A 15,751-nucleotide genomic window follows, 5' to 3' on the forward strand; every position below is an offset into this window, starting at 1 on the left:
GGCGTCCGCACGCAGACGGCCTGGCCTAAGGGCGCCTCGTAACGGGGCGCCCTTTTTCGTTAGAAGCTCAGTGGAACGACCTCGAGCACGCCCGGAAGCCGCTTGAGCTCGTCGCTCAGCTCCGGAGTGATCGGGTCGTCGACGGCGACCAGAGCGACGGCTTCTCCGCCCTCGCTCCGACGGCCGAGGTTGAAGGTCGCGATATTGACCTTGTGGGCGCCGAGCGTGGTGCCGAGCGCTCCGATGAAGCCGGGCTCATCGGTGTTGACGATGTAGATCATCTGCCCGTCCAGCTCCGCCTCGACCGGGATGTCGAAGATCTTCACCAGCCGCGGGGCGCGGTTGCCGAACAAAGTGCCCTCCACCCGCTTCGGGCCGGCTTCGGTGCCGGCATTCACGGCGACCAGCGTGTGATAGTCGCCCTCGCGGTCGTGGCGGATTTCGCGCAGGTCGAGCCCGCGCTCCTTCGCCAGCACCGGCGCATTCACCATGTTCACCGATTGGCTGTAGGTGCCCATCAGCCCGGCGAGGACGGCGCCGGTGATTGGCTTCATGTTGAGCTCGGCAGCGGCCCCCTCGACCTCGACGTCGACCGACCGGACGTCTTCGCCGACGACCTGCCCGACAAGCTTCCCGAGCTTTTCGGCGAGCGCCATGTAGGGGCGCAGCCGCGGCGCTTCCTCGGCGGAAAGCGACGGCATGTTGATCGCATTGCTGACGCCGCCCAGGAGCAGGAAGTCGCTCATCTGCTCGGCGACCTGGATCGCGACATTGACCTGCGCCTCGCTCGTCGAGGCTCCGAGGTGCGGGGTGGAAATGAAGCCGGGAGTGCCGAACAAGGGGCAGTCTTTTGCCGGTTCGCTTTCGAAGACATCGAGGGCGGCACCCGCGACGTGGCCGCTGTCCAGCGCGTCCTTCAGCGCCGCTTCGTCGATCAGCCCGCCGCGCGCGCAGTTGACGATCCGCACGCCCTTCTTCGTCTTCGCCAGGTTCTCGCGCGACAGGATGTTGCGGGTCTGGTCGGTCAGCGGGGTGTGGAGCGTGATGAAGTCGGCGCGGGCAAGAAGCTCGTCGAGGTCGACCTTCTCGATCCCCAGCTCCAGCGCCCGCTCTGGAGTCAGGAAAGGGTCGTAAGCGGCGACGCGCATCCTGAGGCCCACCGCGCGGCTGGCGACGATCGAGCCGATATTGCCGGCGCCGATCAGGCCCAGCGTCTTGCCGGTGACCTCGACTCCCATGAAGCGGTTCTTCTCCCACTTCCCCGCCTGGGTGGACGCATCGGCCTCGGGCAGCTGCCTCGCGAGCGCGAACATCAGCGCGATGGCATGCTCGGCGGTGGTGATTGAGTTTCCGAACGGGGTGTTCATGACGACGACGCCGCGCGCGGTGGCCGCGGCGATATCCACATTGTCGACGCCGATTCCGGCGCGCCCGACGACCTTTAGCCGGTCGCTCGCGTCGAGGATCGCGCGCGTGACCTTCGTCGCCGACCGGATGGCGAGGCCGTCATAGTTGCCGATGATCTCGGCGAGCTCGGCCGCCGTCAGGCCCGGCTTCTCGTCGACGTCGATCCCGCGGTCGCGGAAGATCGCCGCCGCCTTCGGGTCCATCTTGTCGGAGATGAGGACTCGGACACTGGTGTCGGTCACTTGGTCTTCTCCCATGCCCAGTCGAGCCACGGGGTCAGCGCCTCGATGTCGTCAGTTTCGACCGTCGCTCCGCACCAGATCCGCAAGCCCGGCGGAGCGTCGCGATAGGCGCCGATGTCGAACGCCGCTTCCTCGCCTTCGAGCAGCCTCACGATCGCTTTCTGGCGCGCCTTGTTCGCCTCCGCATCGGAGCGGTCGGCGAATTGGAGGCAGACGGAGGTGTTGGAGCGGATCGTTGGGTCAGCCGCGAGATGCTCGATCCATGCGGAAGATTGCACCCAGCGGTCGAGCGCTGCCGCGTTGGCGTCGGCCCGGGCGATCAACGCCTCGAGCCCGCCGATGCCCTCGGCCCAGTCGAGCGCAACGAGCCAGTCCTCGACGGCGAGCATCGAGGGCGTGTTGATCGTCTCGCCCTTGAAGATTCCCTCGATCAGCCTTCCGCCTTTGGTGAGGCGGAAGATCTTCGGGAGCGGGCGCGGAGCGGGTGCGCTTTCCAGGCGCTCGACCGCGCGCGGCGAGAGGACGAGCATTCCATGCGCCGCCTCGCCGCCCAGCGCCTTCTGCCAGCTGAAGGTGCCGACATCGATCTTGGGCCAGTCGATGTCCTGGGCGAAGGCTGCGGAGGTCGCGTCGCAGATGGAGAGACCCGCTCGGTCCGCCGTGATCCAGTCGGCGTCGGGGACGCGGACTCCGCTGGTCGTTCCGTTCCAGGTGAAGACGAGGTCGCATGCGGGATCGATTCCGCCGAGATCGCAGATCTGGCCATAGTCGGCAGTCCGGATCTCGGCGTCGAGCTTGAGCTGTTTGGCGACGTCGGTCACCCAGCCTGCGCCGAAGCTCTCCCAGGCGAGCATCGTCACCGGGCGCGGGCCGAGAAGGGACCAGATCGCCATTTCCATCGCTCCGGTGTCGGACGCGGGGACGATGCCGAGGCGGTAACCGTCGGGCAGCCGGAGGAGCGCGCGGGTCCGCTCTATGGCTTCCTCGAGCCTCGCCTTGCCGAGCGCAGAGCGGTGCGATCGGCCGAGGACTCGAGTGTCGATGCTGTCCAGCGACCAGCCGGGCGGCTTCGGGCAGGGGCCGGAAGAAAAGCTTGGGTGCGCGGGTTTGCGCGCCGGTTCAGTGGTCAAAATCACTCTCCTCACAGAGAGCACGCGGCGCGTTGGGACGCCGTGGCCCGCTGAGCGGTGTAGAGGAGCCTTGGCTGTGCGCAAGGCGGGATTTCGTGAAAGAATCGCCGTGAGGCGACCGGCGCTGGCTCGGGAAAGTTCCCTAAGTGAAAGCCCGTTTGAGCCGATTCTGAACGCTTCACCGCAGGAGATCAGCAGTTCGTCCCGCGGCGGCCCACTTGTAGTTGAATTTGTTAACCATCCGGAGTGAGTTTCGCCTCCGGCACAGAGCGGGGGGTATTCCGCAATGCGCCGTAGGGGCTGGGGAGCTCCTTCATCGACGGTTTTCTAAGCGCGCGAGACTGCTTGCGCGCGCCGGGACGGTTTTGGAGCGGAACATATGGCGCAGGTGCTGGCAATGGCGCGGGTCTTCAGCGATCGCGAATTCTTCTTTCATGATGGTCAGCGCCTTCGCCGCTTCCGAATCTCCGCTCCGGTCCAGGCTTTCTTCTTCTTCCTCTCGCTCGTCCTCGTCGGCTGGTCGGGCTATTCGGCCGCCCAGCTCCTGGTCGGCCACGCCGCCGACAAGGCGATGGTCACGCCCTACGCCGCACAGCTGAAGCAGCTGGCTGCCGAGACCGACCGGCGCGTTCAGCTCGTCGAGGAGCGGCAGATGGCGCTCGCGGCAGCGCTCGCCGACCAGAACGTCGATCCCGCAACGCTGCGGCGCCTCGGCTTCTATCCGGCGCCCGAGGGCACCGGCGCGGTCGGCGGACCGTTCGACAGCGGCAAGGCCGATCCCACTTTCAAGCAATTGTTCAACAGCTGGAAGAAGCTCGACACGCTCGCCGGCGGAGCGATCGCAATTCCTTCCGACAAGCCAATCCAGACCGCAGAGTTCACCAGCGGCTTCGGGTCGCGCAGCGACCCCTTCCGCCACGGCGCAGCCTTCCACCCGGGAATCGACCTTGCGGCGCCCTCGGGCACCCCGGTCTATGCGACTGCGGACGGAACCGTGCTTCGCGCCGGATGGAACAACGGCGGCTACGGCAATCTGATCGAGATCGATCACGGCCGCGGAATCATCACCCGCTACGGCCACCTCTCGGCAATTCAGATCTCCGCCGGTGCGCATGTCACCCGCGGCCAGCAGATCGGACGCGTCGGATCGACCGGCCGTTCGACCGGAAACCACCTCCACTACGAGGTCCGGATCGACAACAGCCCGGTCAACCCGATCCCCTTCATGCGCTCCACCGATTACCTGATGGCGATGAAGCGGGCCGGCAACAATGCGTCGATGGACGCGGTCGCGCTCGGCGGACCGGCCGGCGGCAAATAAGCGGGCGAGGTTGCCGCTCCCCAGCCGGCACCCTATTTCGCTTTCGTGACCGAGCCTGAAATCAGCCTGACGAAGAATGCCGCGCGCCGGGTCGCGGCGATCGCCGAGCGCAAGAACGCGCCCGCGATCCTCCGCCTCGCAGTCGATGGCGGCGGTTGCGCCGGATTCACCTACAGCTTCGAGCTCGCCGACGCCCCCGAAGCGGAGGACGAGATCGCCGAAACCGACGGCGTGAAGCTGGTCGTCGATCCCGCTAGCCTGGAGCTGGTGCGCGGCTCGGCCGTCGATTTCGTCGAGGACCTCGGCGGCGCCGCGTTCAAGGTCACCAACCCCAACGCGCAATCGGGCTGCGGCTGCGGCTCGAGCTTTTCGGTTTAGCAAGCAGCGGCTAGGGCGATCGTCGTGAAGATCGCCTCCTACAACCTCAACGGAATCCGGGCGCGGCTGCCGCGGCTGATCGAATGGCTCGAGCGTGAGAAGCCGGAGGTCGTCTGCCTCCAGGAACTCAAATGCGCGGACGAATCGCTGCCGATCGCAGACATCGAGGCGGCAGGCTACGGCGCCGTCTGGCACGGGCAGAAGGGCTTCAACGGCGTGGCCGTCCTGGCCCGCGAGGATAGTCCCAAGCTGAGGCGGACCGGCCTTCCGGGTGATCCTGACGATACGCACAGCCGCTACATCGAGGCGGAGGTGGGCGATGTGATCGTCGCGTCCATCTACCTGCCCAACGGCAATCCCGTCGGCACCGAGAAGTTCGATTACAAGATCCGCTGGATGGAACGTCTGGAGGCCCGGGCGGCGGAGCTTCTCGCGGAAGAGCGCGCGGTGGTGCTTGCCGGCGACTGGAACGTCGTTCCCGAGGATCGCGACGTCTTCTCGACGCGGGCAACCCAGCATGACGCGGTGATGCAGCCGGAGGCGCGGCAGGCGTGGCGCCGGATCGTCCACCAGGGCTGGACAGATTCCCTCCGCGCCATGCATCCCGACGAGCCTAAGCTCTACACCTTCTGGGACTACACCGCCGGCTGCTGGCAGCGCGACCTGGGATTTAGGCTCGACCATCTGCTTTGCTCGCCCGAGGCGGCGGATCGGCTGCGGGCCGCCGGCGTCGACAAATGGGCGCGGGCGCAGGAGAAAGCGTCCGACCACGCCCCGACCTGGGTGGAGCTTCGCTAGAGCTCGCTGGCCGAGCGTTCGGGCAGCGGCTATTTGCACGCGCTGTGACAGGCTCCGGAAACATGGGTGCGCTGCTGGAAGCGCTGACCGAGGCGGCGCTGATCGCCGAGGGCGGCCGGATCACGGGCGCGAACAAGGCTGCGCGCGCGCTTCTCGGCAAGTCAATCGAAGGTGCGACCCTCGACCAGGTGATCGCCCACCCCGCCGCGCTCGAGGCGCTCAACCGCGCCGGCAGCGACGACCAGAGCGTCGAGCTGACCGGCCTCGGCAAGTCCCGTCGGCACTGGCTGATGCGGGTGGCGCCGCTCGAAGGCAGCACCCGCTTGATCCGCTTTGTCGACCGAAGCGAGGCTCGAGCGGCCGAGCAGATGCGGGTCGATTTCGTCGCCAACGCAAGCCACGAGCTTCGAACTCCGCTGGCGACGCTGATCGGCTATACCGAGACGCTTCGCGAGCAATCGGACGAGGTTGACCCCGCCACTCGCGATCGCTTCCTGTCGGTCGTCCACGACGAAGCCCTGCGGATGCAGCGGGTGGTGGAAGATTTGATCTCGCTTTCGCGGATCGAGGCGGAAAAGTTCACGACGCCGACCGATGCCGTCGCCCTCGAGCCGCTGATAGACCGCGCGCTGGAGAGCGAGCGGCGGACGGCACAGAAACGTGGCTCGGAGCTCGTCCGCGACGTTGCGGAGAGGCTACCGCCGGTCGCCGGCGATTCCGGACAGATCCTTCAGCTGCTCGACAACCTCCTGTCCAACGCGCTTCGCTACGGCGAGCCAGGGACGCCGGTGACCGTTTCCGCCCGGACCGACGGATCGATGGTTCGGCTGTCGGTGTCGGATTGCGGCGACGGAATCGCGCCCGAGCACATCGCGCGAGTTACCGAGCGATTCTATCGAGTCGACACCAGCCGAAGCCGATCGCTCGGCGGCACCGGGCTGGGCCTGTCGATCGTCAAGCATATCGTCGAGCGCCACCGTGGCCGCCTGTCGATCGACAGCATCGTGGGTAAAGGCACGACCATCCACGTGCTCCTGCCAATCGCGGTTTCATAAAAGTGTCACGAGCGCAGCCTAGGCTTCGCCTGCCGTGACCAAGCCGATGCTCCTGCTGGTCGAAGACGACCGGGCGCTTGCCGACCTCCTCATCTGGCACTTCGAGCGCGAAGGTTATGAGATCGTCCGGACCGCCGATGGCGACGAGGCGCTGGTCCTGGCCGAGGAGCGGGTCCCCGACCTCGTGATCCTCGACTGGATGATCGAGGGAGTCAGCGGGATCGAAGTGTGCCGCCGTCTCCGCCGCAGGGAATCGACGGCGGCGGTCCCGATCATCATGCTCACGGCTCGCGGCGAGGAGAGTGATCGGATCCGCGGGCTCGAGACCGGCGCCGACGATTATGTGACCAAGCCGTTCAGCCCGCGCGAGCTGCTGGCGCGCGTGGGCGCGGTGCTTCGCAGGGTGCGACCCGCGCTCGCGGGCGAGCAGCTTTCTTATGCCGACCTGGAGCTGGACGTGAATTCGCACCGCGTGCGGCGCGCCGGAAAGCCGGTGCAACTCGGGCCTACCGAGTTCCGGTTGCTTCGCCATTTGATGGAAAACCCCGGCCGAGTCTTCTCGCGCGAGCGATTGCTCGATTCGGTCTGGAGCCACGATTCCGACATCGACGCGCGGACCGTCGACGTCCATGTCAGGCGCCTTCGCAAGGCGCTCAACGAGGGCGGCCTTCCCGACCTGATCCGCACCGTCCGCTCCGCCGGCTATTCGCTCGACTCCGCCGGCTGAGCGGCTGTCACAAAAATGAAACGGAGCTGTCACCGGCCCGCCGCCGCACTGCTTTAGCACGCACCTCGAACATCAACGGAGGAATGTGTGAAAGCGATGATCCTGGCGGTTGCGGCCGCTGCCCTTCTGACCGCTGCGTGCGGCAGCGGGAGCGGCAACGAATCCAACCCGGCCGGAGTATCGGCGCAACAGATTACCGGCGCGGGCTCGACGTTTGTCTATCCGGTCTTGTCGGCCTGGGCTGCAGACTATCAGAAACAGGCCGGAACGAAGGTGAATTACCAGTCGATCGGGTCGGGCGGCGGGATCACCCAGGTGAAGGCGGGTACGGTCGACTTCGGCGCGACCGACCAGCCGCTTTCGTCGGATGAACTGGCCGAGAGCCATCTCGCGCAATTCCCGATCGTCATCGGTGGAATCGTCGCGGTCGTGAACGTTCCAGGGCTCCAGCCTGGGCAGCTGAAGCTGACCGGGCCGCTGCTCGCGGACATCTATGCAGGCAAGGTCAAGACCTGGTCCGACCCGGCGATCGTCAAGCTGAACCCGGGCCTCAGGCTGCCGTCTTCGGCAATCGCAGTCGTGCATCGCTCCGACGGTTCGGGGACGACCTTCAACTTCACCCATTACCTCAGCCAGGTCAGCCCGTCGTGGAAAGGCTCGACAGGCGAAGGGAAGACCGTTTCATGGCCGACCGGAATCGGCGGCAAGGGCAACGAAGGCGTTGCCGGCTACGTCAAGCAGGTCCCCAATTCCATCGGCTATGTCGAATATGCTTATGTCGTCCAGAACCGCATGACCTACGCGCTTCTGCAAAATGCGGCCGGACAGTTCGTCAGCCCCGGCGCGGACAGCTTCTCGAGCGCAGCCGCGAGCGCTGACTGGGGCGCGACCAAGGACTTCAACCTGGTGATGACCAATGCGCCGGGTGCGACCGCCTATCCGATCACCGCTACCACCTTCATCCTGATGCCCAGGCAGCCGAAGGACAAAGCGAAGTCGGATGCCGCGCTCAGCTTCTTCAAATATGCGCTGAAGCAGGGGCAGTCGCAGGCCAAGGCGCTCGATTATGTGCCTCTTCCCGACGCTCTGGTGAAGCAGATCGAATCGTACATCGGCGCCAGCCTCTAGTGAAACCCTCCCCCACAGCGGCGCCGATCTCCGGCGCCGGCGCTGACCGGCTGTTTCGCCTGGTCACCGCCGGCGCCGCTTGGCTTGTGCTCGCACTTCTCGGCGGCGCGGCGGTGTCCATGGCGTGGGGCGGGCGGCTTGCGTTCGAGACCTTCGGCTGGGGATTCATCACCGGCCGCGACTGGGACGCGGTCGCCGGAAATTTCGGGGCGCTGGTCCCGATTTACGGAACGCTGGTCACCTCTGCGATCGCGCTGATCATCGCCGTTCCGATCAGCATCGGGATCGCACTCTTCCTCACCGATATTGCGCCGCGCTGGGCCAAGGGACCCATCGGAGTCGCGATCGAGCTTCTCGCCGCGATCCCGAGCATCATCTACGGGATGTGGGGGCTGTTCGTGTTCGCGCCGTTCATGGCGGCGCACGTTGAGCCGTGGCTGAACGAGCGGCTCGGGCCGCTGCCGGTCCTCGGACCGCTTTTTACCGGTCCGCCCATCGGGATCGGCCTTCTCACGGCCTCGATCGTGCTCGGGATCATGATCATCCCCTTCATCACCGCCGTGGCACGCGACGTGTTCGACGCGGTTCCGCGCAGCTTGAAGGAAGCGGCGGTGTCGCTCGGCTCGACGCGCTGGGAAGTGCTAAGCCGAGTGACCCTTCCGTACACGAGGTCGGCGATCATCGGCGCGATCTTCCTCGGGCTCGGGCGGGCGCTGGGCGAGACGATGGCCGTGACGTTCGTCCTGGGCAACGCGCACGACCTTTCGCCCTCACTGCTGATGCCGAGCAATTCGATCGCCGCTGCAATCGCCAACGAGTTCACCGAGGCGGATACGGCGCTGTATCGCTCCGCGCTAATCGCGCTCGCCTTCCTCCTCTTCGTGGTCACCTTTATCGTTCTGAGCGCTGCCAAGCTGATGCTGATGCGCATCGGCAAGACTCACGGGAGAGTGCATTGAGCATGCTCCTGAGGCGCAAGGCCGTCGACCTTCTCGCCTTGCTGTTCGCAGGCGCCGCGACCGTGTTCGGTCTCACCTGGCTGATCTGGATCCTGTGGACGACGTTCTCCGAAGGTGCAGCGGCGCTCTCGGTTTCTCTGTTCACCGAAATGACTCCCGCGCCAGGAGCGAGCGGCGGCCTTTTGAATGCCTTCTACGGAAGCGCGGTCATGGTCCTGCTCGCGCTCCTCATCGGAACTCCGGTGGGAATCGCGGCGGGAACCTATCTCGCCGAGCACGGCCGCCATTCGCGCCTGGCCGCTGCCGTCGGCTTCATCAACGACATCCTGCTGAGCGCGCCGTCGATCGTCATCGGCCTCTTCGTCTACGAACTTGTGGTCGCGCCGATGGGCCATTTTTCCGGTTTCGCCGGGGCGCTGGCGCTAGCGATCATCCTGCTGCCGATCGTGGTGAGGACCAGCGACGAGTCGCTGAGGCTGGTCCCGAACCAGATCCGCGAAGCCGCCTTCGCGCTCGGCCTTCCCGCGTGGCGGATCACGGCGCAGATCATCTACAAGGCGGCGCTGAGCGGAATCCTCACGGGAGTCCTGCTCGGGCTCGCGCGGATTGCCGGCGAAACCGCGCCGCTCCTGTTCACCGCACTCAACAACCAGTTCTGGAGCGCGGACATTGGCCAGCCGCTGGCCAACGTTCCCGTGGTGATCTTCCAATATGCGATGAGCCCTTACGACGAGTGGCAGGCTCTTGCCTGGGCCGGAGCGCTCGTCCTCACCGTGTTCGTCCTGGCACTGAACCTGGCCGTGCGCTTCTTTGCGCGCAGGGGGAGTAGATGATCGAAGTCCTTGAACGCTTCAACGAGCAGGCCGCGCCTGACGACTTGCCGCCGAAGATCGAGGTTCGCGGACTCGATTTCTTCTACGGAACGACGCGCGCTCTCCAGAGAGTCGACCTCGACGTCCAGCCGAATGCTGTGACGGCGATCATCGGTCCGTCCGGCTGCGGCAAGTCGACCCTGCTTCGAACGATCAACCGGATCTACGAGCTTTATCCCGACCAGCGGGCCGACGGCGAAATCCTGATCGACGGGCGCGACATCCTCGACCGCAAGTACCCACTGTCGACGCTTCGCCGCTCCGTCGGAATGGTGTTCCAGAAGGCGACTCCGTTCGCCACCAGCATCCGCAAGAACGTCGCCTTCGCTCTGTCCTATTACGAGCGGCTGCCGAAGGCGGAGCTTGCCGACCGGGTCGAGGACGCGCTTCGGCAGGCCGCGCTTTGGGACGAAGTGAAGGACAAGCTCGACGCGAGCGCACTCTCGCTGTCAGGCGGTCAGCAGCAACGGCTGTGCATCGCCCGAACGCTCGCCGTCGAACCCGACATCATCCTTCTCGACGAGCCGACGTCGGCGCTCGACCCGATCTCGACGGCGAAGATCGAGGAGCTGATCCACGAGCTTCGCCAGCGGTTCACGATCGTCATCGTCACTCACAACATGCAGCAGGCAGCGCGGGTCTCGCAGCGGACGGCCTTCTTCCACCTCGGCGAGCTGATCGAGGTCGGGGATACGTCGCAGATCTTCACCAACCCCCAAGTCCAGCGGACGCAGGACTATATCACCGGCCGGTACGGCTGAGCGGAGCGGACTTATGGAACAAACGCAGGGCCACACATTGAAAGCTTTCGACCGGGACATGGCGGAGCTTCGCGAGCTGATCACCGATATGGGCTCCTTCGCCGAAGCGGCGATCACCGAGGCGATGCGCTGCCTCGTCGAACGGGATGCGGCAGCGGCCGCCGAGCTGGTGGAAGCGGACGTCCAGCTGGACGACCTGGAGGCGGAAGCGGAGCGCCGAGTCGTGCAGCTGATCGCTCTGCGCGCGCCGATGGCGGACGATTTGCGCGATGTCATTGCAGCGCTGAAGATCGCCGGCGAGTGCGAGCGGATCGGCGACTATGCGAAGAACATCGCCCGGCGAGTCCGGCGGCTTCCGAAAAAAGGAGAGATCGAGCCTTTGTCGCTGCTTCCCGAAATGGCAAGGATCGCCTTGTCCATGGTCCACGACGTACTCGCTGCCTTCGTCGGCCGCGACGCGGAAGGAGCGAAGACCGTTTGCGCGCGCGACGATGCTCTCGACGATTTCTACGAAAGCATCTTCCGGACCTTGCTCACCTACATGATGGAAAATTCGCAGAATATCGGGGCGTCGACGACATTGCTGTTCGTTGCAAAGAATCTCGAGCGGATCGGCGATCACGCGACGAACATCGCAGAGACGGTCTATTTCGCGGCGACCGGCGAGCGGCTGGTGGACTCGGTGAATTGAGCGCAGTCACAAAAATGCAGCTTGGCCGCAACATGCCAGTCCCGGTGACGCCCTAGAGCGATGCCAACACAGACGTGTCCAACCCAAGGGGTAGAAATGAAGCTCAACCTAATCGCGCTGGCCTTGCTGACCACCGCCGCAATTCCGGCTCCGGCGCTCGCCGCTTCCGACAGCCAGCTTTGGACCAACGCAGCCGTCACCGTGAAGCTTAGCGACAAGTGGCGGCTGTCGCAGGAGATCACGGGCCGCTTCAGCGACAATCGCAACGGCCTCTACGAGATCGAGTCCAACACTTTGCTCGGCTACCGGCTGAACAAGGTCGTCACCGTCTGGGCCGGCTACACGCACGATCCGCAATATTCCGGCGGCGATTTCAACGTGATGGAGCACCGCGCCCGCGAGCAGGTGACGTTCGACGGCTTCGCGATGATCGGCAAAGGCAAGCTGAGCGGGCGGGTGCGTACGGAGCAGCGTTGGCGCGACGGAGTTGACGGCACCGGTTGGCGAGTCCGGCCCTATCTCAAATATTCGGTTCCGATCGCCGGCAAGACGGCGGTGAACCTGAGCACCGAGCCGTTCTTCAACCTCAACACCAACACGTTCCAGCGCAAGTCCGGGCTCGACCGGGTTCGCAACCTCATCACCATCTCGACTCCGGTATCGAAGACGCTGACTCTCGAAGGCGGCTACATGAACCAGCACGGCTTCATCAGCGGCGGCCCGGACACCAGCGACAACATCGCTTACTTCAACCTGGCGCTAAGCCTTTGAAGCGGGCCTACAGCTGCTTTTCGTAGATCCGGTAACGGTGGTTGACGTAGGCGCCGGGTAGCTCCGCGATCGACAGCATCCCCTTGTTGTCCTCGAGGATCCAGCCGAACTCGCCGGTGCCGATTCCGAACTTGCCGACGCAGTCGCGGCGGGTGAACTCGATCAGCATGAAGGCAAGCTGCGAGGCGAGGCGGGTTCCGTGGAGCTTCTTGGCCACTCCCATCAGCGGCACGCGGGCGCGGCGCGTGCGCGGCTTGCGAAGGCGCCACAGCAACTTCATCCAGCCAAACGGGAAGAGCTCGCCGTTGAGGTCCTTGATCAGCTCGTTGATGTCGGGGAGCGTGATCATGAAAGCGACCGGCTCGCCGTCATATTCGGCGACGCGCACGAGTTCGTTGTAGATGATCGGCTTCAGCTTCTTGCCGGCGTAGGCGATCTCGCTCTCCGTCAGCGGGACGTAGCCCCAATTGGCCGACCAGGCGTCGTTCAGGAGGTTGAGGATGATCGCCGCTTCCTGGGCGAACTTGCGCTTGTCGACCTGCCGGATGCGGATCCTCGGATTGCGCTCGCCCATCGCGACCAGCCGGTCGATCTTCGGGTCTTCCCAGCGGGCGATGTCGACCTCGTAGGTGAGGAGGTCCTTGGCCTTTTCGTAGCCGGCGCCCTCGATCCACTGGCGATATTCGGGACGGTGGTGACCCATCATCGCCGTCGGCGGCTGGTCGAAGCCCTCGATCTCCAGCCCCGGCTCGTCCCAGATCGACAGGCTGATCGGCCCGAGCGCGCGGTTCATGTCCTGCTCGCGCAGCCAGTCCTCAGCGGTGGCGATGAGCGCTGAAGCGGCTTCGCCGTCGAGCGCCTCCAGCATCCCCCACTGGCCGGTCCCCTGCTCCATATGCTGCTGGACGAGCTGATCGACCTGTGCGCTGATCCGGCCGACGATTTTGCCGTCCCGCTCCGCCAGCCACAGCTTCGCCTTCGCATGCTCGAACCACGGATTCTTGCCGGGCGTGATGAGGCCGTGGACCTCGTCCTTCAGCGGCGGAACCCAGGCAGGGTCGTCGCGATAGACCTCCCATGCGAAGTCGACGAAGGCCTTACGGTCGGCCTTGGTCTCGACCGGACGGATGGTAGGACTGCTTGCCATTGCGGACGGCTAGCGTGGGGCGAAGGCGAGCGCCAGTGCGGGAATGCGCTCGTGCGCCCTCGCATGGAAGCGCGCAATCATTGATACGCCACGATGGCGCCACTATCTCCGTGCACAGGCAAGCACTTATGAACAAGACGGCAACCCTTGAGCGCACTTCGGCCGCGCCCGCATCCGCGCGCGATGCCGTTCGTGCGGGCGACGACAAGGCGATGCTGAAGGCCGCCGCGAACCTCACTCGCGACCTCAACTCGCCCAGCGCCCTCATCTACTGGGCCGACCTGCTCGGCTCTGCGCTGCTCGGCTATGCAAGCCTTGCGGCGGCGATTCTTGCTCCGTCGACGGCAGTTGCAGGGGTGGCCGGGCTGGTTGCGGTACTGGCGTTGTATCGCGCCGGAAGCTTCATCCACGAGCTGACCCACCTGAAGCCGCGGGCGGTGCCCGGATTTCGCTTGGCGTGGAACCTGATCATCGGCATTCCGCTTCTCGTGCCGTCCTTCCTCTACGAAGGCGTGCACAACCAGCACCACGCGAAGACCTATTACGGGACCGCGAACGATCCCGAATATCTGCCGCTGGCGCTGATGAAGCCGTGGACCCTGCCCGTATTCCTGGTCGCCGCGATCCTGGCGCCGGTCGGGCTGTTCATCCGCTTCGCGATCCTCGCTCCGCTGTCGCTCCTCTCGCCCAAGCTTCGGCGGATCGTCGTCGAGCGATATTCGGGACTGCAGATCAACCCGCTCTTCCGCCGGCCAAAGCCGGAAGGCGAGTTCGCTCGCGATTGGATGCTTCTGGAGATCGCGTGCAGCGTCTGGGCGATCGCGCTTCTTGCATTGACTGCGGCCGGCATCATCCCGCTTCGCGATTTCCTGATCTTCCTTGCAGTCGCGTCGGGCGTGATGTTCCTCAACCAGGTGCGCACGCTGGTTGCGCATTTGTGGGAGAATGAGGGCGAGGCGATGAGCGTCACCGCCCAGTATCTCGACAGCGTCAACGTTCCGCCGCCCGGCACATTGCCGGTCTTCTGGGCGCCGGTGGGCCTGCGCTATCACGCACTTCACCATCTGCTTCCGGGACTTCCCTATCATGCGCTTGGAACGGCGCACCGGCGGCTGTGCGCGGAGCTGGAGCAGGATTCCATCTATCACCACGCAAGCCATCGCGGTCTGTCGCCGCTGGTGCTCCGGCTCGCGGCCAGCAGCTGGCGAGGGCGCGCGGACTAGGCCTCACTCACATTCGACGACGCGGAGCAGGAGGAGGCGCCCCTCCTCATCGCGAATTATCCTTTCGCTGCGTTTCGATCTCGCAAGTCGGTCCCAGTCCACGGCGCGCACGCTGACCGGCCTCTCAATTCGCACGCTTGCCGTGGCTTCCGCATGGACTGCGGATGACGGAGGAACAGCAGCGAGCGCAGCGGCGAGCAACATCGCCGGGCCTTGCCGGCGCAGCCCCTAATCGGCCTTTGCGCATTCCTCCGATGCGGAGCTAGATCGTGCCTTCGAAGTAGCGCGCGAGCGCCTCGCGCTCCTGCGGCGTGAGCTTCGTCGAAATCTCGCGCATGCGCCCATAGACGTCGTTCTTCCGCGCGCCGGACGCAAAGTCGTTGAGCTGCTTGAGGATGTAATCCTTGCTCTGGCCGGTGATGACCGGGGTTTCGATCGGGCCGCCGGCGCCGTTGATATGACAGGCGAGGCAGGCGGGAATCCGGCGACGGCTGTCGCCTTCGCGAGCGAGCCGGTCGACGGCTGCCTCGCCGACATATTCGCGGGTTCCGAGCGCCGCATATTCCTTCGACGCGTTGCTGTAGAAAGCTGCGGTCGCCGCGAGGTCGGCGGGCGAGAGGGCCTTGGCCACAGGGGACATTTGCGGGTTAATTCGAGCGCCGGAGCGGAAGTCGTGGAGCTGCTTGTAGATCGCGTAGGAGCTCTGGCCGGCGAGGCTCGGGAAGTTGGTCTGGGAAATACCCTTGTCGCCGTGGCAGGCGACGCAGGTCTGCGCCGCGAGGTCAGCTCCGCGCCGAGTGTTGCCGGACGCGAGGATGCTCATGATCTCGGGGTCCCAGCTGACGGTGGAGACGGGGATGGCCCGGGCCGTGCTCACCGGTTGTACGACGGCGGGCGATCCGGCTTCCAGGCCGGCTGCGCGGCCCATCGCATGGCCCATCGACAGGCCGGCATTTTCGCGCTGACCCGCGGGAACGATGACGAAGCCGAGAAGGCCGGCGACGCCTAGCGCGAGGACGATGACCGCGGTTGCCCACACTCGCCACGGCCGGTCCAGGACGTGGTGCGCGGGGGGAGCGCCGGCCGGCGATTTCTTCGGCGAACGGCTCTTCGTCGCTTTGGGAGCGGGCTTGCGGGCCAT

Annotated in this window: 16 protein-coding genes; 12 read left to right on the top strand and 4 right to left on the bottom strand. The window is 65.4% G+C overall.

The genetic code is table 11. The features are described 5' to 3' along the window. Positions 1–59: 59 nt before the first annotated feature. Positions 60–1,649: a phosphoglycerate dehydrogenase gene (serA, locus tag LZ519_RS09340; RefSeq protein ID WP_348539392.1), complete on the bottom strand. Its 1,590-nt coding sequence runs from the start codon at positions 1,647–1,649 to the stop codon at positions 60–62. Further along, positions 1,646–2,779, bottom strand: coding sequence for a phosphoserine transaminase (locus tag LZ519_RS09345; protein ID WP_249868408.1), 1,134 nt, complete (start codon positions 2,777–2,779; stop codon positions 1,646–1,648). The genes serA and LZ519_RS09345 overlap by 4 nt, the downstream gene beginning before the upstream one ends. 379 nt (positions 2,780–3,158) lie before the next feature. Here LZ519_RS09345 and LZ519_RS09350 point away from each other — a divergent pair, with 379 nt between their 5' ends. The 11 genes from LZ519_RS09350 to LZ519_RS09400 all read left to right on the top strand — a co-directional run bounded on the left by LZ519_RS09350 (position 3,159) and on the right by LZ519_RS09400 (position 12,240). Continuing rightward, a complete protein-coding gene (locus tag LZ519_RS09350) occupies positions 3,159–4,100 on the top strand; it encodes a M23 family metallopeptidase (protein ID WP_249868409.1) in 942 nt (313 codons plus the stop codon). 45 nt (positions 4,101–4,145) lie between these two features. Next, entirely contained in the window at positions 4,146–4,478 is a 333-nt protein-coding gene (locus LZ519_RS09355) for a HesB/IscA family protein (RefSeq protein ID WP_249868410.1), read from the top strand. Positions 4,479–4,502: 24 nt separating this feature from the next. Beyond that, on the top strand, positions 4,503–5,276 hold the full coding sequence (xth, locus tag LZ519_RS09360; RefSeq protein WP_249868411.1) for an exodeoxyribonuclease III: 774 nt from the start codon (positions 4,503–4,505) through the stop codon (positions 5,274–5,276). Positions 5,277–5,338: 62 nt separating this feature from the next. Next, positions 5,339–6,331, top strand: coding sequence for an ATP-binding protein (locus tag LZ519_RS09365; RefSeq protein WP_249868412.1), 993 nt, complete (start codon positions 5,339–5,341; stop codon positions 6,329–6,331). A 46-nt stretch (positions 6,332–6,377) separates the two neighbouring features. Continuing rightward, positions 6,378–7,058 (top strand): phosphate regulon transcriptional regulator PhoB, encoded by a 681-nt coding sequence (phoB, locus tag LZ519_RS09370; RefSeq protein WP_283937490.1) that lies wholly within the window; start codon positions 6,378–6,380, stop codon positions 7,056–7,058. 96 nt (positions 7,059–7,154) lie between these two features. Next, entirely contained in the window at positions 7,155–8,186 is a 1,032-nt protein-coding gene (pstS, locus tag LZ519_RS09375; RefSeq protein ID WP_249868909.1) for a phosphate ABC transporter substrate-binding protein PstS, read from the top strand. Next, positions 8,186–9,145 carry a phosphate ABC transporter permease subunit PstC gene (gene pstC / locus LZ519_RS09380; protein WP_249868414.1) on the top strand — a complete coding sequence of 320 codons (960 nt, stop codon included), beginning with the start codon at positions 8,186–8,188 and terminating at the stop codon, positions 9,143–9,145. Before pstS ends, pstC begins: the two co-directional genes overlap by 1 nt. 2 nt (positions 9,146–9,147) lie before the next feature. Then, complete coding sequence (gene pstA, locus LZ519_RS09385) at positions 9,148–9,978, top strand: phosphate ABC transporter permease PstA (RefSeq protein ID WP_249868910.1); 831 nt, start codon at positions 9,148–9,150, stop codon at positions 9,976–9,978. Next, a complete protein-coding gene (pstB, locus tag LZ519_RS09390; RefSeq protein ID WP_249868415.1) occupies positions 9,975–10,778 on the top strand; it encodes a phosphate ABC transporter ATP-binding protein PstB in 804 nt (267 codons plus the stop codon). The genes pstA and pstB overlap by 4 nt, the downstream gene beginning before the upstream one ends. Positions 10,779–10,791: 13 nt before the next feature. After that, positions 10,792–11,469: a phosphate signaling complex protein PhoU gene (phoU, locus tag LZ519_RS09395; RefSeq protein WP_249868416.1), complete on the top strand. Its 678-nt coding sequence runs from the start codon at positions 10,792–10,794 to the stop codon at positions 11,467–11,469. 96 nt (positions 11,470–11,565) lie between these two features. Next, positions 11,566–12,240, top strand: coding sequence for a DUF2490 domain-containing protein (locus LZ519_RS09400; protein ID WP_249868417.1), 675 nt, complete (start codon positions 11,566–11,568; stop codon positions 12,238–12,240). Positions 12,241–12,247: 7 nt separating this feature from the next. Here the strand turns inward: LZ519_RS09400 and LZ519_RS09405 are convergent, their stop codons facing one another. After that, positions 12,248–13,387 carry an N-acetyltransferase gene (locus LZ519_RS09405; RefSeq protein WP_249868418.1) on the bottom strand — a complete coding sequence of 380 codons (1,140 nt, stop codon included), beginning with the start codon at positions 13,385–13,387 and terminating at the stop codon, positions 12,248–12,250. A gap of 128 nt (positions 13,388–13,515) precedes the next feature. Between LZ519_RS09405 and LZ519_RS09410 the strand changes: the two genes are divergently transcribed. Beyond that, positions 13,516–14,610, top strand: coding sequence for a fatty acid desaturase family protein (locus LZ519_RS09410; RefSeq protein ID WP_249868419.1), 1,095 nt, complete (start codon positions 13,516–13,518; stop codon positions 14,608–14,610). Between the two features lie 262 nt (positions 14,611–14,872). Here LZ519_RS09410 and LZ519_RS09415 read toward each other — a convergent pair whose 3' ends face one another. Next, positions 14,873–15,751: a c-type cytochrome gene (locus LZ519_RS09415; RefSeq protein WP_249868420.1), complete on the bottom strand. Its 879-nt coding sequence runs from the start codon at positions 15,749–15,751 to the stop codon at positions 14,873–14,875.

Source organism: Sphingomonas anseongensis (assembly GCF_023516495.1).
GTDB classification, from domain to species: Bacteria; Pseudomonadota; Alphaproteobacteria; order Sphingomonadales; family Sphingomonadaceae; genus Sphingomicrobium; species Sphingomicrobium anseongensis.